Origin of the sequence: Pseudomonas sp. B14-6, from assembly GCF_013260315.1 — a bacterium.
In the GTDB taxonomy this organism is placed as follows: Bacteria; Pseudomonadota; Gammaproteobacteria; order Pseudomonadales; family Pseudomonadaceae; genus Aquipseudomonas; species Aquipseudomonas mandelii.
This window is the reverse complement of record NZ_CP053929.1, coordinates 4,218,627-4,236,312: the sequence shown is the minus strand read 5'-3', so window position 1 is coordinate 4,236,312 and position 17,686 is coordinate 4,218,627. Positions and strand designations below refer to the sequence as shown.

Genomic DNA, 17,686 nt, shown 5'->3' with positions numbered 1-17,686 from the left:
CCATGCGCACTGTCATTTTGCGTCGTGGTCTGGTCGCTCTGTTTGCAGCGGCTGTCACCTTCGGCGCCATTACTCAAGCTCAAGCCGAGACGTTGCGAATCGGTTATCAAAAGTACGGCACCCTGGTGCTGCTCAAAGCCAAAGGCACGTTGGAAAAACGCCTCGCCGCCCAAGGCGTGGACGTGCAATGGACTGAATTCCCCGGCGGCCCGCAATTGCTTGAAGGCCTGAACGTCGGCTCGATCGACTTCGGCGTCACCGGCGAAACCCCACCAGTCTTTGCTCAAGCCGCCGGCGCCGATCTGCTCTACGTCGCCTACGAACCGCCAGCGCCACACAGCGAAGCGATCCTGGTGCCGAAGGATTCACCGATCAAATCGGTGCAGGACCTCAAGGGCAAGAAAGTCGTCCTGAACAAAGGCTCCAACGTCCACTACTTGCTGGTCCGCGCACTGGAAGACGCCGGCCTCAAATACACCGACATCCAGACCGTATTCCTGCCGCCGGCCGATGCCCGCGCTGCGTTCGAGCGTGGCAGCGTCGATGCGTGGGTGATCTGGGACCCGTACCAGGCTGCCGCCGAACAGCAACTGCAAGCGCGCACCCTGCGCGATGGCCAGGGCATCGTCGACAACCACCAGTTCTATCTGGCGACCAAGCCTTACGCACAGAAAAACCCTGAGGTGATCAAGACCCTCGTGGAAGAAGTGCGCGCCGTCGGCGAGTGGTCCAAGGCCAATCCAGTCGAGGTGACTCAACAGGTTTCGCCACTGCTCGGCTTGCCGGCGGACATCACCCTGACCTCGATGAAGCGTCAGGGTTACGGCGCGTTGTTCCTCACGCCTGAAGTGGTCGCCGCCCAACAGAAAATCGCCGACAGCTTCTACCAGCTCAAGCTGATCCCGAAACCGTTGAGCATCAAAGACGTGATCTGGACGCCACCGGCAGCCGTTGCCAAAGCGCAGTAATTCGATTCCCCAAGGAGACCACTCCATGAGCCTCAATATTTTCTGGTTCCTGCCTACCCACGGCGATGGCCATTACCTTGGCACCGCCGAAGGCGCCCGCGCCGTCGACCACGGTTACCTGCAACAAATCGCCCAGGCGGCGGATCGCCTGGGCTTCGGTGGGGTGTTGATTCCCACCGGTCGCTCCTGCGAAGACTCGTGGCTGGTGGCGGCGTCGCTGATTCCAGTGACTCAGCGTTTGAAATTCCTTGTCGCGCTGCGCCCCGGGATCATTTCCCCGACGGTGGCCGCGCGTCAGGCGGCGACTCTGGATCGCCTGTCCGGCGGCCGTGCGTTGTTCAACCTGGTCACCGGCGGTGATCCGGAAGAATTGGCCGGCGACGGTTTGTTCCTGACTCACGAAGAGCGCTATCAAGCTTCGGTGGAATTCACCCGCATCTGGCGTCGCGTACTGGAAGGCGAAACCGTTGATTACGACGGTCAGCACATCAGCGTGAAAGGCGCCAAGTTGCTCTATCCACCGATCCAGCAACCGCGTCCGCCGCTGTACTTCGGCGGTTCGTCGGAAGCGGCGCAAGACCTCGCGGCCGAGCAGGTGGAAATGGTCCTGACCTGGGGCGAGCCACCGGCCGCCGTCGCCGAGAAGATTGAACAAGTGCGAGCCAAAGCCGCGAAGCTGGGTCGCACCGTGCGTTTCGGCATTCGCTTGCACGTGATCGTCCGAGAAACCAATGCCGAAGCCTGGCAAGCGGCGGATCGGCTGATCTCCCATCTCGACGATGAAACCATCGCCCGAGCCCAGGCTTCTCTGGCCCGGTTCGATTCGGTCGGCCAGCAACGCATGGCCGCGCTGCATGGCGGCAGCCGCGACAAACTGGAAGTCAGCCCCAACCTGTGGGCCGGTGTCGGCCTGGTACGTGGCGGTGCCGGTACGGCGCTGGTGGGTGATGGTCCGACCGTGGCTGCCCGCGTGAAGGAATACGCGGACCTGGGCATCGATACCTTCATCTTCTCCGGTTATCCACACCTGGAAGAGTCGTACCGGGTTGCGGAATTGCTGTTCCCGCACCTCGACATCGAACGTCCGGAACTGCCCCAAGGCGCCAATTACGTCAGCCCGTTCGGTGAGATGGTCGCCAACGATATTCTTCCCAAAGCCGCGTCCCAGAGCTGAGGCGCGCATGAAGAGACTTATCCACAACCTCGCGCCCTGGGCGTTGCCGGTGTTGCTGCTCGCGGTGTGGCAGTTGTCAGTGTCGGCGGGCTGGTTGTCGACACGGATTCTGCCGGCGCCGGTCGCGGTCATCGAGGCCGGCGTGAGCCTGGTGCGCAGCGGCGAAATCTGGACGCACCTGGCAATCAGCGGCTGGCGTGCTGCGCTGGGCTTCACCATTGGCGGCGGCATCGGCCTGGCCTTGGGTTTCATCACCGGTCTGTCGAAGTGGGGCGAACGCCTGCTCGACAGTTCGGTGCAGATGATCCGCAACGTGCCGCACTTGGCGCTGATTCCCTTGGTGATCCTGTGGTTCGGCATCGACGAGTCGGCGAAGATTTTCCTGGTGGCGTTGGGCACGTTGTTCCCGATTTACCTCAACACCTATCACGGTATCCGCAACGTCGATCCGGCGTTGGTGGAAATGTCGCGCAGTTATGGCTTGTCCGGTTTCAGCCTGTTTCGCCAGGTGATTCTGCCGGGGGCGCTGCCTTCGATTCTGGTGGGTGTGCGCTTCGCGCTGGGCTTCATGTGGTTGACGCTGATCGTCGCGGAAACCATTTCCGCGAGCGCCGGCATTGGCTACCTGGCGATGAATGCCCGGGAGTTTTTGCAGACCGACGTGGTGGTGCTGGCGATTCTTCTGTACGCCGTGCTCGGCAAACTCGCCGACCTCGCGGCCCGCGGGCTTGAGCGCGTGTGGTTGCGCTGGCACCCAGCCTATCAAGTTGTTAAAGGAGGTGCGGCATGACGGCTCAACAACCTCCACGGTTGCAGCGCGGAATCCCGCTGGTGGTGCGTGAGCTGCAAAAGGCCTTTGGTTCTCGGCAGGTGTTGCGTGAGATCGATTTGCACATTCCAGCCGGTCAGTTCGTCGCCGTGGTCGGTCGCAGTGGTTGTGGCAAAAGCACCCTGCTGCGGTTGCTCGCCGGTCTCGACAAACCCACCGGGGGTGAATTGCTCGCCGGCTCCGCGCCGCTGAACGATGCCCGGGAAGACACCCGATTGATGTTCCAGGAAGCGCGTCTGCTGCCGTGGAAAAAGGTCATCGACAACGTCGGCCTCGGGCTCAAGGGCAACTGGCGGCCACAAGCGCTGGAAGCCTTGGAATCGGTCGGCCTGGCGGATCGCGCCAATGAATGGCCCGCCGCATTGTCCGGTGGCCAGAAACAACGTGTGGCCCTGGCCCGCGCGCTGATCCATCAACCGCGCTTGCTGTTGCTCGACGAACCCCTGGGCGCGCTGGACGCCCTGACCCGAATTGAAATGCAGCAGTTGATCGAACGGCTCTGGCAGACGCACGGCTTTACCGTGTTGCTGGTAACCCACGACGTCAGCGAAGCCGTGGCGATTGCCGATCGGGTGATCCTGATCGAAGAGGGCGAAGTCGGCCTCGACCTGCCCGTTGAATTGCCCCGCCCACGCGTGCGCGGCTCCCATCGGCTGGCGGCGCTGGAAACCGAAGTGCTCAATCGCGTGCTGGCGCTGCCCGGCCAACCGCCGGAACCGGAACCTGTTTCACCCTTGCCCACGCAATTGCGCTGGGCGCAATAGACGCAGCGGCGAGTTGCAAGCTTCAAGCTGCAAGAAGAAGCAGGGCGCTTTTACTTGCCACTTGTAGCTTGCCACCTGCAGCTCATTTCGACCTCAGGAGAAATCGTATGACTATCAAAGCCATCAACGTTCGCAACCAGTTCAAAGGCTCGATCAAGGAAATCGTATTGGGCGACGTGCTGTCGGAAATCGACGTACAGACCGCTTCCGGCATCGTCACTTCGGTGATCACCACGCGTTCAGTGAAAGAGCTGGAACTGGTGGTCGGCAGTGAAGTGATCGCGTTTGTGAAATCCACCGAGGTGTCGATCGCCAAGTTGTAAGGGCATGCCGTGCAGACAACCCCGGAGGGTGTGAACCCTTCGGGGTTTTTTATGTGTTTGAATCAGTGAGTTTAGCGGTGCGGCCTTCGCGAGCAGGCTCGCTCCCACAGCAAGTTGTGCAGTACACAGACGCTATGCCCGCTGAAGATCCAATGTGGGAGCGAGCCTGCTCGCGAAGAAGCCATTGCAGGCACCGCAGAAATCAGGCGCGAATGGGGCGCTTCGGCAGGTACGGCGGCAGATAAAGCCCCAGGTACGCATCAAACACCCGCATCCCTTCCTCTGCCATGCGCGGCGTGATCTGCCCATGCTGCTGCACTGAACGGGCGTAGACGCGGTCGCCGAGCTCCATCGCCAGGGCAAACACATCGACATCGGTCGGCAATCTCGGCAATTCGAAGTGATGATCGAAGAGTTTGTGCATCAGGTCGCCGAGTTCGATGTCGTGCTGACGGTCGGCCTGGGTGACTTCGGTGAGTCCGTGCTGGGCGAGGATCAGTTGACGGGCGGCAGCGTCTTCGTCGTAGATGTCGAGCATGCGCTGCTCGACGATTCGCGACAGGTCGCGCCAGCCGTTGAGGGCTTCGTGGTCGATGGGCGCTTGCAGGCAGGCGCGGAAGGCGGCGTGGACGTCGGCCGTCAAGGCTTCAAGCAGCGCCGGGACGCTGGCGAAGAAATGGTAGACGGAGGAGGGCGGGATCTCCGCGCGCTCGGCGACGCTGTAGATCGACAGACTGGCCACGCCTTCGGCCGCCAGCAGCGTGCGGGCGGCATCGAGTATCGAATCGATCCGGGCCTGGCTGCGGGCGCGGGGTTTGCGAACGGTGGCGGTGCGCGTCATTGGAGTCCTCCTGCGGGGCAGCGGGCATTGTACGCAGAGCGGGCACATGTTCCATATCCCCTGTGGCGAGGGAGCTTGCTCCCGTTGGAGGCCGAAGGACTCCCTGTAACAGCGATACGGTTCTGTCAGACACACCTAATTGACTGTTTTGGGGCCGCTTCGCAACCCAGCGGGAGCAAGCTCCCTCGCCACAGGTTTGATGTTGGCCATAAAAAAACGCCGCAGGCTTCAATAGCCGGCGGCGTTGTTTTTACGGCAACCGCTTACACGGTATGCAGGTACCAGTTGTACTCAAGGTCGGAGATGGAGTGTTCAAACTCCTCCAGCTCGCTCTCTTTGCACGCGACGAAGATATCGATGTATTTCGGATCGATGTACTTGGCCATGACTTCGCTGTCGTCCAGCTCGCGCAATGCATCGCGCAGGTTGTTCGGCAGGCTCTGCTCGTTCTGCTCGTAGGAGTTGCCTTCCACGGGGGCGCCCGGCTCGATCTTGTTGGTCAGGCCGTGATGCACGCCTGCCAGGACCGAAGCCATCAACAGATACGGGTTGGCGTCGGCACCGGCCACACGGTGTTCGATGCGCACGGCATCGGAGGAACCGGTCGGTACGCGGATCGCCACAGTACGGTTGTCCAGGCCCCAGCACGGCGAGTTCGGCACGTAGAACTGTGCGCCGAAACGACGGTAGGAGTTGACGTTCGGGCAGAGGAAAGCCATCTGCGCCGGTAGGGTCTCGAGCACACCGCCGATCGCGTGACGCAGTGCGGCGTTCTGCTCGGGATCCTCGCTGGCAAAAATATTCTTGCCATCTTTATCAAGAATCGAGATGTGGACGTGCAGACCGTTACCCGCCTGGCCTGGATAAGGTTTGGCCATGAAGGTGGTGTCCATCTCATGGTCGTAGGCGATGTTCTTGATCAGACGCTTGAGCAGGACCGCATAGTCGCAGGCCTTGATCGGGTCAGCCACGTGGTGCAGGTTCACTTCGAACTGCGCCGGAGCACTTTCCTTGACGATCGCGTCGGCAGGGATGCCTTGCTCTTTCGCACCTTCCAGAATGTCCTGGAGGCAGTCGACGTATTCGTCGAGGTCGTCGATCAGGTAAACCTGGGTCGAATGCGGGCGTTTGCCGGAAATCGGCGAGCGCGGAGGTTGTGGACGACCGTTCACGTTCTCCTGGTCGATCAGGTAGAACTCAAGCTCGAACGCGGCGCAGATGGTCAAACCCATCTCGTCAAACTTGGTAACAACTTGACGCAAGACTTCACGGGGATCCGCGAAGAAAGGTTCACCTTCGAGTTCGTGCATGGTCATTAACAGTTGCGCAGTAGGGCGCTTCTGCCAGGGCTCATTGCACAGGGTGTCGGGGATTGGATAGCAGATTCGGTCAGCATCACCGATGTCCAGGCCCAGGCCGGTGCTTTCCACCGTCGAGCCATTGATATCCAGAGCAAATAGAGAGGCCGGCAGGTTGATGCCTTTCTCGTAAACCTTGTGGAGACTGGTGCGTTCAATGCGCTTGCCGCGCACCACACCATTCATATCCGCAATCAGAAGGTCAACGTACAGAACCTCAGGATGTTCCTTAAGGAACGCGTTCGCTTCGTTAAGCTGAACGGCACGCGGGGGTACCGACATGATGCAACACCTTTGTTGTTAAAAATATCAATCATTGATCTCTTCGGGTTTCAGTCAACCCGAACGGCATGCCGAAGTCAAGCGAGGCCTTTTTTGCCCTAAAAAAGCGCTCGTAGGGCTTTTTTGAGGCAGTTTGGGGCGTTTTTATGCCTTTGAGCGCTTTAGCGCCCGCGAGCTTGAGCGGGCCGTGTTGTATTTTTTACGGGGGTGTTGTGTAAAAAAATGAACAAGGCTAAGCTCGATTCAAACCCATAACAGCAATAATACCGGGGTGCTTCATGTCTCGCCTGCCGTTAATCGGCGTCGCCATCTGCTCAAGGCAGATCGGTCTGTATGCTTATCACATCAGTGGCGATCGTAGCGTCCACGCCAAGGCAAGCGTTGCCCAAGGCGTGCCGTCGACTCTTACTTCCCCGGCGAACCTGCTGGCACCGTCCGATATTCTGGACGGTCTGCACGACATTCTCTTGACTGCCTCTCTATCCAATATAGTTCCGTTTCGTCCTGGCAGCCCGACCAACGCGTCGGCTTCTGCTCATGATTCTGCACGCTCCACTACGCTCTCACTGACCCACGCCATTACCCCTGTGGGTACTTGTGCGCGGCTATTGCAGTGGCAATCTGTATCACGCGACGCCCGTGCGTCAAACAACGCCTGACTTATAAGAGTCAGGAAACTCAGCCTAAGAGGCATTTATGAGTAACAACCTCGACCAGCTCACCGATTGGTTGAAAGACCACAAGATCACAGAAGTCGAATGCATGATCGCCGACTTGACCGGGATCACCCGGGGCAAGATTTCGCCGACCAACAAGTTCATTGCTGAAAAAGGCATGCGCCTGCCCGAGAGCGTTCTGCTGCAGACCGTGACGGGCGACTATGTCGAAGACGACATCTATTACGAACTGCTCGACCCGGCCGACATCGACATGATCTGCCGCCCCGATCAGAACGCGGTGTTCCTGGTGCCTTGGGCCGTCGAGCCCACCGCGCAGGTGATCCATGACACCTATGACAAGCAAGGCAACCCGATTGAGCTGTCGCCTCGTAACGTACTCAAGAAAGTGCTCAAACTCTATTCCGAGAAGGGCTGGCAGCCGATCGTTGCGCCAGAAATGGAGTTTTACCTGACCAAGCGCAGTGACGATCCGGACTACCCGTTGCAACCGCCTATCGGCCGTTCCGGGCGCCCGGAAATCGGTCGTCAGTCGTTCTCCATTGAAGCCGCGAACGAATTCGATCCGCTGTTCGAGGACGTCTACGACTGGTGCGAATTGCAGGAGCTGGACCTCGACACGCTGATCCACGAGGACGGCACGGCGCAGATGGAAATCAATTTCCGTCACGGCGATGCCCTGTCCCTGGCCGACCAGATCCTGGTGTTCAAACGCACCATGCGCGAAGCCGCGCTCAAGCACGACGTGGCGGCCACCTTCATGGCCAAACCCATGACCGGCGAGCCCGGCAGTGCCATGCACTTGCACCAAAGCATCATCGACCTCGAAACCGGCAAGAACGTCTTCTCTAATGAAGACGGGACCATGAGTCAGCTGTTCCTGCACCACATCGGTGGCTTGCAGAAGCTGATCCCCGAGCTGTTGCCGCTGTTCGCACCCAACGTCAACTCGTTCCGCCGCTTCCTGCCGGACACCTCGGCACCGGTGAATGTGGAGTGGGGCGAAGAGAACCGTACCGTGGGCCTGCGGGTTCCGGATGCCGGGCCGCAAAACCGTCGGGTGGAAAACCGCCTGCCGGGCGCCGACGCCAACCCGTACCTGGCGATTGCCGCGAGCCTGCTCTGCGGTTACATCGGCATGGTCGAAGGCTTGAACCCGAGTGCGCCGGTGGTGGGTCGTGGCTATGAACGCCGCAACCTGCGCCTGCCACTGACCATCGAAGACGCGCTGGAACGCATGGAAAACAGCGCGACTATCGAGAAATACCTGGGCAAGAAATTCATCACTGGCTACGTCGCGGTCAAGCGGGCCGAGCATGAAAACTTCAAGCGCGTCATCAGCTCATGGGAGCGGGAATTCCTGCTCTTCGCCGTCTGATACGCCGGGCGCCGTCGTTGTCGGGCGGCGCTTTCACCTGATTTTTTTTGGAGATTGGTATGACTAGCAACAATCCGCAAACCCGTGAATGGCAAACCCTGAGCAACGATCACCACCTGGCCCCGTTCAGCGACTTCAAGCAGCTGAAAGAGAAAGGCCCGCGGATCATCACCAGCGCCAAAGGCGTTTACCTCTGGGACAGCGAAGGCAACAAGATCCTCGACGGCATGGCCGGCCTGTGGTGCGTTGCGATTGGCTACGGTCGCGATGAACTGGCCGATGCCGCCAGCAAACAGATGCGCGAACTGCCTTACTACAACCTGTTCTTCCAGACGGCCCACCCGCCGGTGCTGGAACTGGCCAAGGCCATCGCCGACATCGCACCGGAAGGCATGAACCACGTGTTCTTCACCGGTTCCGGGTCCGAAGGCAACGACACCATGCTGCGGATGGTCCGCCACTATTGGGCGATCAAGGGCCAGCCGAAGAAGAAAGTCATCATCAGCCGCAAGAATGGCTATCACGGTTCCACCGTGGCCGGCGCGAGCCTGGGTGGCATGACGTACATGCACGAACAAGGCGACTTGCCGATCCCTGGCATCGTCCACATCGCCCAGCCGTACTGGTTCGGCGAAGGCGGCGACATGACACCGGAAGAGTTCGGTGTGTGGGCGGCCAATCAGTTGGAAGAAAAGATTCTGGAACTCGGCGTGGACAATGTCGGCGCCTTTATTGCCGAGCCGATCCAGGGCGCTGGCGGCGTGATCATTCCGCCAGACACCTACTGGCCGCGCATTAAGGAAATCCTCGCCAAGTACGACATCCTGTTCGTGGCGGACGAAGTGATCTGTGGTTTTGGCCGCACCGGTGAGTGGTTCGGTACCGATTTCTACGACCTCAAGCCCGACATGATGACCATCGCCAAGGGCCTGACCTCCGGCTACATTCCGATGGGTGGCCTGATCGTGCGTGACGAAGTGGTCGCCGTGCTCAACGAAGGTGGCGATTTCAACCACGGTTTCACTTATTCCGGACACCCGGTGGCCGCGGCGGTGGCACTGGAAAACATCCGCATCCTGCGCGAAGAAAAAATTATCGAGCGCGTTCATGCCGAAACGGCACCCTATTTGCAAAAGCGTCTACGGGAACTGAACGATCACCCGTTGGTGGGGGAAGTGCGTGGGGTCGGTCTGCTGGGGGCAATCGAGCTGGTGCAGGACAAGGCCACTCGCAAGCGTTACGAAGGCAAGGGCGTCGGCATGATCTGCCGCCAGTTCTGCTTCGACAACGGCCTGATCATGCGCGCCGTGGGGGACACCATGATCATTGCTCCGCCGCTGGTGATTACCAAGGCTGAAATCGATGAGCTGGTAACCAAGGCACGCAAGTGCCTGGACCTGACCCTGAGTGCGTTGCAGGGCTAAGTGCTAGGCTCTGGGCGGGAGTCATGAAACTTTCGCTCAGAGCAGCTCTAAAGGAGGCCTTTCCTTGAAAGACCGCCTCGGATCTTGCCAGACTAGCCGCGGTTCCAGTTGTCCGGATTCGGCCGCTGAACAAAGTGGTTCAAAAAAGAAAAAATTTGGAGCATTACGCATGAAGGCATTAGGAAAAAAGCTTGCTGGCAAGACACTTCTCGCCATGTCCCTGATGGGCATAATGGCGGGTGCGGTTCAGGCGGACGACAAGGTGTTGCACGTCTATAACTGGTCCGACTACATCGCGCCGGACACCATCAAGAAGTTCGAAACCGAGTCCGGCATCAAGGTTGTCTACGACGTATTCGACAGTAACGAAACCCTGGAAGCCAAGTTGCTGGCAGGCAAGTCCGGCTACGACATCGTCGTACCGTCGAACAACTTTCTGGCCAAGCAGATCAAGGCCGGCGTTTACCAGAAGCTGGACAAGTCCAAGCTGCCTAACTGGAAAAACCTGAACACTGACCTGCTCAAGGCTGTGTCGGTGAGCGACCCGGGCAACGAACACGCGTTCCCGTACATGTGGGGTTCGATCGGCATTGGCTTCAACGCCGAGAAGGTCAAGGCTGCACTGGGTGCCGATGCACCAACCAATTCCTGGGACCTGTTGTTCAAACCTGAAAACGCCGCGAAGTTGAAGTCGTGCGGTATCAGTTTCCTCGATTCGCCAACCGAGATGATTCCGGTGGCGTTGCACTACCTGGGCTATCCAACCGACAGCCAGGACAAAAAACAACTGGCCGAAGCCGAAGCGCTGTTCCTGAAGATTCGTCCTTCGGTGGGCTACTTCCACTCGTCCAAGTACATCTCCGACCTGGCCAACGGCAACATCTGCGTGGCTGTGGGTTACTCGGGTGACATCTACCAGGCCAAGTCCCGCGCGGCTGAAGCCGGTGACAAGGTGAAAGTCAGCTACAACATTCCGAAAGAAGGTGCCGGCAGCTTCTACGACATGGTCGCCATCCCTAAAGATGCCGAAAACGTCGAAGGCGCCTACAAGTTCATGACCTTCCTGCAGAAGCCGGAAATCATGGCTGAAATCACCAACGCCGTGCGCTTCCCGAACGGTAACGCGGCCGCCACCGCCTTGGTTGATAAAGAAATCACCGCCGACCCGGGCATCTACCCGCCGGCAGAAGTGCTGGCCAAGTTGTACGCGATTGCCGACTTGCCGGCCGCGACCCAGCGGATCATGACGCGCAGCTGGACCAAGATCAAATCGGGTAAATAAGCCGTTTTGAGGCAACAACCTGTTGCCGTCGCCTGCGCGGTGACGGCAACAGGTGTAATTAAATGACAGAAAGTTTTGCTGGAACGGTTTTTCGAGGGTAAGTTGCGCGCCGGTTTTGTTGCTGGGCAGCCATGCCTGTCATGTAACGCGGGGCAACTTGGGCCCAACTAATTTTAGAGGACCTCCACTTGCCTATTTTTTCTTTGTTGCGCAATGCCATGCTGGTCGGCGCCGGGCTGACACTCGCTGTCAGTGTCCAGGCCGCCGGCACTGTGCATATTTATAACTGGTCGGACTACATCGGCCCGACGACGCTGGCCGACTTCCAGAAAGAGACCGGCATCAAACCGGTTTATGACGTCTTCGATTCCAACGAAACCCTGGAAGGCAAGTTGCTGGCCGGGCGCACCGGTTACGACGTGGTCGTACCGTCCAACCACTTCCTGGGCAAACAGATCAAGGCGGGCGCCTTCCAGAAGCTCGACAAGTCGAAGCTGCCTAACTATGCCAACCTCGATCCGGTACTGCTCAAGCGTCTTGAGCAAAACGATCCGGGCAACTTGTACGCCGTGCCTTACCTGTGGGGCACCAACGGCATCGGTTACAACGTCGACAAGATCAAGGCGGTACTGGGCGTCGACAAGATCGACTCCTGGAGCGCGGTATTCGAACCGCAGAACATCAAGAAGCTGCACGCTTGCGGCGTCGCGTTCCTCGATTCCGCCGATGAAATGATGCCCACCGTCCTCAACTACATGGGCCTCAACGCTAACAGCACCAACCCCGAAGACTACAAAAAGGCCGAAGCCAAGTTGCTGGCGGTGCGCCCTTACGTGACGTACTTCCACTCCTCCAAATACATCGCGGACCTCGCCAACGGCGACATCTGCATCGCCATCGGTTTCTCCGGTGACATGTTCCAGGCCAAGGCCCGGGCATCCGAGGCCGGCAAAGGCGTGAATGTGGCCTATACCATTCCCAAGGAGGGCGGTGCGCTGTGGTTCGACATGCTTGCGATTCCGAAGGATTCGAGCAACGTCAAAGAGGCCCACGCCTTCATCAACTATTTGTTGAAACCCGAGGTGATCGCACAGGTCAGTGATTCTGTTGGCTATGCGAACCCCAACCCTGGCTCGGACAAGTTGATGGAACAGTCCATCCGCACCGACGAGTCGGTCTATCCACCGCAAGCCGTTCTCGACAAGACCTATGTGTCCGTCGAGTTACCACCAAACATTCAACGTTTGATGACCCGCAGCTGGACCAAGGTCAAGTCGGGTAAATAGCGACAAGGCTCAAACTATCCAAGGTTGGCTCACCTTGAGCGAACTGCACTCTTTTTTTCTGGGAGTTTCGTAAATGGCAGTTGCCTCCGGCGCCTATAAGAAAGCCCTCGAGGGCGACCAGACACCTAAACAGGTGCTGGTCAAAATCGACCGGGTCACGAAGAAGTTCGACGAGACGATTGCCGTGGACGATGTGTCCCTGGAAATCAAGAAAGGCGAGATTTTCGCCTTGCTCGGCGGTTCTGGATCGGGCAAATCCACGTTGCTGCGCATGCTCGCAGGCTTCGAACGGCCCACGGAGGGGCGCATTTACCTCGATGGCGTAGACATCACTGACATGCCGCCATACGAGCGGCCGATCAACATGATGTTCCAGTCCTACGCGTTGTTCCCGCACATGACCGTGGCGCAGAACATCGCCTTCGGCCTCAAGCAGGACAAGCTGCCCGCCTCTGAAGTCGATGCCCGTGTCGCAGACATGCTCAAGCTGGTTCAGATGACCCAGTACGCCAAACGCAAGCCGCATCAGTTGTCCGGTGGCCAGCGTCAGCGTGTGGCCCTGGCGCGCTCGTTGGCCAAGCGGCCGAAGCTGTTGCTGCTCGACGAGCCGATGGGTGCGCTGGACAAGAAGCTACGTTCGCAAATGCAGCTGGAACTGGTCGAGATCATCGAGCGCGTCGGCGTGACCTGCGTCATGGTGACCCACGATCAGGAAGAGGCCATGACCATGGCCGAGCGCATTGCGATCATGCACCTGGGCTGGATCGCTCAGATCGGCAGCCCGATCGACATCTACGAAACCCCGACCAGCCGCCTGGTCTGCGAGTTCATCGGCAACGTCAACATCTTCGACGGTGAAGTGATCGATGACGCCGAGGGGCACGCGATCATCACCTGCAAGGACCTCGACCGGAAGATCTACGTGGGCCACGGCATCAGCACCTCGGTGCAGGACAAATCCGTGACCTACGCGATCCGTCCGGAAAAACTGCTGGTGACCCCGACCATGCCGACCTGCGAATACAACTGGTCCAGCGGCAAGGTGCACGACATCGCCTACCTCGGCGGTCACTCGGTGTTCTACGTCGAGCTGCCGAGCGGCAAGATCGTCCAGTCGTTCGTCGCCAACGCCGAGCGCCGTGGCCAGCGCCCAACCTGGGGTGACCAGGTCTACGTGTACTGGGAAGACGATAGCGGCGTGGTACTTCGCTCATGAACATGCGCAAATTCAAACGCCGCCTCAATCGAATAATTCCCGGTGGGCGCCAGCTGGTCATCGGGGTTCCGTTCATTTGGCTGTTCCTGTTCTTCATGCTGCCGTTCTTCATCGTCCTGAAGATCAGCTTCGCTGAAGCCGACGTAGCCATTCCTCCGTACACCGAAATCTACAGCTACATCGACCAGAAGGTGCAGTTGCTGCTTAACCTGAGCAACTACGCGATGCTGGCCGGCGACGAGTTGTACATCGCTGCCTACCTTGGCTCGCTGAAGATGGCGCTGATCAGCACCGTCCTCTGCCTGTTGATTGGCTACCCGATGGCCTACGCCATCGCCAGTGCCCGCAAAGAGCTGCAAACGGTGCTGGTGCTGCTGATCATGATGCCGACCTGGACGGCGATCCTGATCCGCGTGTATGCGTGGATGGGCATCCTCAGCAACAACGGCCTGCTCAACGGTTTCCTGATGACCATGGGCTGGATCGACGAACCGCTGCAGATCCTCAACACCAACCTCGCCGTGTACATCGGCGTGGTCTATTCGTACCTGCCGTTCATGATCCTGCCGCTTTACGCCAACCTGGTGAAGCACGACAACAGTCTGCTGGAAGCTGCGTCGGACCTGGGTTCGAGCACGTTCAACAGCTTCTGGAAGATCACTATTCCGCTGTCGAAGAACGGCATCGTCGCCGGCTGCATGCTGGTGTTCATTCCGGTGGTGGGCGAGTTCGTGATCCCGGAACTGCTGGGCGGTCCGGAAACCCTGATGATCGGTAAAGTGCTCTGGCAAGAATTCTTCAACAACCGCGACTGGCCGGTGGCGTCCGCCCTGGCGGTGGTGATGCTGGCGATCCTGATTGTGCCGATTATTCTGTTCAACCGCAGTCAGGCCAAGGAAATGGAGGGTAAAGAATGAAGCGCTTCCGTTTCTCGAGTTTCATGCTGATCGCGGGCTTGCTGTTCATCTACGCGCCGATGCTGATCCTGGTGATCTACTCGTTCAACGCCTCGAAACTGGTGACGGTGTGGGGCGGCTGGTCGATCAAGTGGTACGTCGGTTTGATGGACAACACTCAATTGATGGGCTCGGTGGTGCGCTCGCTGGAAATCGCCTGCTACACGGCGGTGGCGGCGGTGGCATTGGGTACGTTGGCGGCATTTGTGCTGACCCGTATCACCCACTTTAAGGGTCGCACGCTGTTCGGCGGCCTGGTCACCGCGCCGCTGGTGATGCCCGAAGTGATCACCGGTCTGTCGCTGTTGCTGCTGTTCGTGGCCATGGCGCAGATGATCGGTTGGCCACAGGAACGGGGCATTGTCACCATCTGGATCGCTCACACCACGTTCTGTGCGGCGTATGTGGCGGTGGTGGTGTCGGCGCGCTTGCGTGAGCTGGACCTGTCCATCGAAGAGGCGGCCATGGACCTCGGTGCGCGGCCATGGAAGGTGTTCTTCTTGATCACCATCCCGATGATCGCGCCATCCCTGGGTGCCGGCGGCATGATGTCGTTCGCCCTGTCCCTGGATGACCTGGTGTTGGCGAGCTTCGTGTCGGGCCCGGGCTCCACGACCCTGCCGATGGAAGTGTTCTCGGCGGTGCGCCTTGGGGTTAAACCCGAGATCAACGCCGTGGCCAGCCTGATTCTGCTGGCGGTTTCGCTGATGACCTTCCTGGTCTGGTTCTTCAGCCGCCGTGCCGAAGAAGCGCGCAAGCGTGCGATCCAGCAGGCGATCGAAGAAAGCGCGGCCGACTCCTGGAAACAACCGGACGTGCGTCGCGCCCAGCAGGCGCCGGAAGCGGCTTGATGGTTGGCCACGATTATGTGGCCAACCCCGATCCAGTGTGGGAGCGAGCCTGCTCGCGATGAGGTCGTGTCAGTTGATAGAGATGTCGACTGACACACCGCATTCGCGAGCAGGCTCGCTCCCACAGTTGTTTTAGGACATCCAGGGAGACTTGCGGATGATCTCGACGAAGTTCATCGGCTTGAACCCCGGCTCGCTGTCCACCAGCACATCTGCGTTCACCGTGCCGAACGTGGTATCCGGTTTGTGTTTGAAGCCGTTGGCGAACGCGCACAGGATGCATTCCTTGAACCCCTCGCCCCGTGGGTGCGCATGCACCACTTCCTCACGCTGCACGGTGGGAAACGCGGCGTAATCGATACCCAGCACATCCATTTCCACACCGGCCGTGACCAATGCCACATTAGGCCGCAAGTGTTGCGGTACGCCCGGCGTGGTGTGCAGGGCAATCGAAAGCCACACCTGCTCGATATCGCCATCCGACAACCCATACGGCTTGAGGAACGCTTTGGCGGCGTTGGCGCTATCGACTTCGAAGCGCTCGTTGTCCGTGCGATGACCTTCCACCAGGCCCAGGTCATGGAACATGGCGCCGACGTAGAGCATCTCTGGATCGTAGGCCAACTGCTTGCGCTCACCGCTCAAGGCGCCGAACAGAAACACCCGGCGCGAATGGTGGTAAAGCAAATCGGACTCGGCGTCGCGAATGTATTCGGTGGTGGCCTTGGCCAACGCGCTGTCGGGGATTTTGATACCGGCAATGATGCTGCTCATGGTGCTTTCCTCGTGGGGAACGCCGTGGCGGCGCTGATGGAACAAGTCTGTTCCGGCCTCCAAAACCGGACAATCGATCCATGGCTGCGATCCCGGCCAATGAGCATGCAAATCGCGCCAACCTCGCTTGTTGCGCCCGGGTTGGCTAAGTTTGGTACCGGCGAATACGCTTTTGTGGCGAGGGAGCTTGCTCCCGCTGGGCTGCGAAGCGGCTCCAAAACCTGCAACTCAATTACACCAGGCAAACAGTAGTGACAGGAATGGGAGTGCTGCGCACTCCAGCGGGAGTAAGCTCCCTCGCCACAGGTAAGTGTGACCCGTAGAGGCAGTCCAACCATGAGTAAAACCGTTGCCATCGTAGTGTTCGCTGGCGTCCAGTCGTTGGACGTCACCGGTCCCATGGATGTGTTTTGCGAAGCCAATCGCTTCCTCGAACCGCATGACCATTACCGGCTAGAGGTTATCGGCGTCGAGCACGGGATGATGGCGTGCTCCAACGGTTTGTCGCTCAATGCCCATCGGCATTTCAGCGAAGCGCTGGAGGCTTATGACTTGCTGCTGGTGGCCGGCGGGCCGCAATTGCCGTTCCTGGATTTTGGCGCCGCCTTCGATGACTGGTTGCGCGATGCCTGTGCGCGGGCGCAACGATTTGGTTCGATCTGCAACGGCGCGTTCATGCTGGCCCGGGCCGGATTGCTCGAAGGACGGACCGTCACCACCCATTGGGATGATGCCGCGGCGTTGGCGACAGCGTGCCCATCGACTCAGGTCGATGCCGATCGCCTCTACGTTCAGGACGGTGAGCTCTTCACCTCGGCCGGCGTCACGGCGGGGATTGATTTGTCGTTGTACCTGTTGGCCCGGGACCATGGGCCGGAAGTGGCGTTGAGCGTGGCCAAGCGGCTGGTGGTGTTCACCCAACGCTCGGGCGGGCAATCGCAGTTCAGCCCGTTCCTCACACCCCACGCCGAACCGACGTCGGCGGTGGCACTGGTGCAACTCTACGTCCTGGCCAACCTGACCGGCGACCTGACCATTGCCGATCTGGCGAACGCGGCCAACATGAGTGCCCGCAACTTTTCCCGGGTGTTCGCCAAGGAGGCGAAAATCACTCCGGCGGAATTCGTCGAGCGGGCGAGGGTGGACGCGGCGCGGGTGCTGCTTGAAAGCACCCATTCACCGCTCAAAACGGTGGCGTATCAATGCGGGTTTCGCGATGCCCAGCACATGCGCACGGTGTTCAGTCGCCGATTGGGAGTGACGCCGCAGCAGTTCAGGCTGAATTTTGCGGCGATGGTTTGAG

16 protein-coding genes are annotated in these 17,686 nt (G+C 59.4%); 13 read left to right on the top strand and 3 right to left on the bottom strand.

Annotation, left to right across the window (positions count from 1 at the left end; translation table 11 throughout):
- The first annotated feature begins 2 nt into the window (after positions 1 to 2).
- The 5 genes from HP062_RS19455 (at position 3) to HP062_RS19435 (ending at position 4,058) form a co-directional block, all read left to right on the top strand.
- Positions 3 to 968 carry a sulfonate ABC transporter substrate-binding protein gene (locus HP062_RS19455; protein WP_083375509.1) on the top strand — a complete coding sequence of 322 codons (966 nt, stop codon included), beginning with the start codon at positions 3 to 5 and terminating at the stop codon, positions 966 to 968.
- Positions 969 to 993: 25 nt separating this feature from the next.
- A complete protein-coding gene (gene ssuD / locus HP062_RS19450) occupies positions 994 to 2,142 on the top strand; it encodes an FMNH2-dependent alkanesulfonate monooxygenase (protein WP_172791892.1) in 1,149 nt (382 codons plus the stop codon).
- Positions 2,143 to 2,149: 7 nt separating this feature from the next.
- Complete coding sequence (ssuC, locus tag HP062_RS19445) at positions 2,150 to 2,932, top strand: aliphatic sulfonate ABC transporter permease SsuC (RefSeq protein WP_010466671.1); 783 nt, start codon at positions 2,150 to 2,152, stop codon at positions 2,930 to 2,932.
- The gene (gene ssuB, locus HP062_RS19440; RefSeq protein WP_010466673.1) at positions 2,929 to 3,735 is read left to right on the top strand and encodes an aliphatic sulfonates ABC transporter ATP-binding protein; all 807 of its coding nucleotides are present in this window, start codon (positions 2,929 to 2,931) and stop codon (positions 3,733 to 3,735) included. Before ssuC ends, ssuB begins: the two co-directional genes overlap by 4 nt.
- A gap of 107 nt (positions 3,736 to 3,842) precedes the next feature.
- Positions 3,843 to 4,058: a molybdopterin-binding protein gene (locus tag HP062_RS19435; RefSeq protein ID WP_003229256.1), complete on the top strand. Its 216-nt coding sequence runs from the start codon at positions 3,843 to 3,845 to the stop codon at positions 4,056 to 4,058.
- A 202-nt stretch (positions 4,059 to 4,260) separates the two neighbouring features.
- On the opposite strand, the gene HP062_RS19430 is transcribed toward HP062_RS19435, so the two are convergent.
- Together HP062_RS19430 and HP062_RS19425 are read right to left on the bottom strand one after the other, a co-directional pair.
- On the bottom strand, positions 4,261 to 4,899 hold the full coding sequence (locus HP062_RS19430; RefSeq protein WP_010466680.1) for a TetR/AcrR family transcriptional regulator: 639 nt from the start codon (positions 4,897 to 4,899) through the stop codon (positions 4,261 to 4,263).
- A gap of 263 nt (positions 4,900 to 5,162) precedes the next feature.
- The gene (locus tag HP062_RS19425) at positions 5,163 to 6,539 is read right to left on the bottom strand and encodes a glutamine synthetase family protein (protein ID WP_010466681.1); all 1,377 of its coding nucleotides are present in this window, start codon (positions 6,537 to 6,539) and stop codon (positions 5,163 to 5,165) included.
- A gap of 696 nt (positions 6,540 to 7,235) precedes the next feature.
- Between HP062_RS19425 and HP062_RS19420 the strand changes: the two genes are divergently transcribed.
- The 7 genes from HP062_RS19420 (at position 7,236) to HP062_RS19390 (ending at position 15,609) form a co-directional block, all read left to right on the top strand.
- Positions 7,236 to 8,594 (top strand): glutamine synthetase family protein, encoded by a 1,359-nt coding sequence (locus HP062_RS19420; protein WP_010466683.1) that lies wholly within the window; start codon positions 7,236 to 7,238, stop codon positions 8,592 to 8,594.
- Between the two features lie 59 nt (positions 8,595 to 8,653).
- Complete coding sequence (locus HP062_RS19415) at positions 8,654 to 10,018, top strand: aspartate aminotransferase family protein (protein ID WP_010466685.1); 1,365 nt, start codon at positions 8,654 to 8,656, stop codon at positions 10,016 to 10,018.
- Between the two features lie 169 nt (positions 10,019 to 10,187).
- Entirely contained in the window at positions 10,188 to 11,300 is a 1,113-nt protein-coding gene (locus HP062_RS19410) for a polyamine ABC transporter substrate-binding protein (protein ID WP_010466686.1), read from the top strand.
- Between the two features lie 188 nt (positions 11,301 to 11,488).
- Positions 11,489 to 12,586, top strand: a complete 1,098-nt coding sequence (locus tag HP062_RS19405; RefSeq protein WP_077747186.1) for a polyamine ABC transporter substrate-binding protein — start codon at positions 11,489 to 11,491, stop codon at positions 12,584 to 12,586.
- Between the two features lie 73 nt (positions 12,587 to 12,659).
- Positions 12,660 to 13,802 carry an ABC transporter ATP-binding protein gene (locus tag HP062_RS19400; RefSeq protein ID WP_010466690.1) on the top strand — a complete coding sequence of 381 codons (1,143 nt, stop codon included), beginning with the start codon at positions 12,660 to 12,662 and terminating at the stop codon, positions 13,800 to 13,802.
- 35 nt (positions 13,803 to 13,837) lie between these two features.
- Entirely contained in the window at positions 13,838 to 14,719 is an 882-nt protein-coding gene (locus HP062_RS19395; RefSeq protein WP_169857238.1) for an ABC transporter permease subunit, read from the top strand.
- A complete protein-coding gene (locus HP062_RS19390) occupies positions 14,716 to 15,609 on the top strand; it encodes an ABC transporter permease subunit (protein WP_010466694.1) in 894 nt (297 codons plus the stop codon). Before HP062_RS19395 ends, HP062_RS19390 begins: the two co-directional genes overlap by 4 nt.
- A 132-nt stretch (positions 15,610 to 15,741) precedes the next feature.
- Here HP062_RS19390 and HP062_RS19385 read toward each other — a convergent pair whose 3' ends face one another.
- Positions 15,742 to 16,383, bottom strand: a complete 642-nt coding sequence (locus tag HP062_RS19385; RefSeq protein ID WP_077747187.1) for an HD domain-containing protein — start codon at positions 16,381 to 16,383, stop codon at positions 15,742 to 15,744.
- Between the two features lie 336 nt (positions 16,384 to 16,719).
- Between HP062_RS19385 and HP062_RS19380 the strand changes: the two genes are divergently transcribed.
- Positions 16,720 to 17,685, top strand: a complete 966-nt coding sequence (locus HP062_RS19380) for a GlxA family transcriptional regulator (protein ID WP_172791891.1) — start codon at positions 16,720 to 16,722, stop codon at positions 17,683 to 17,685.
- Position 17,686: the final 1 nt, after the last annotated feature.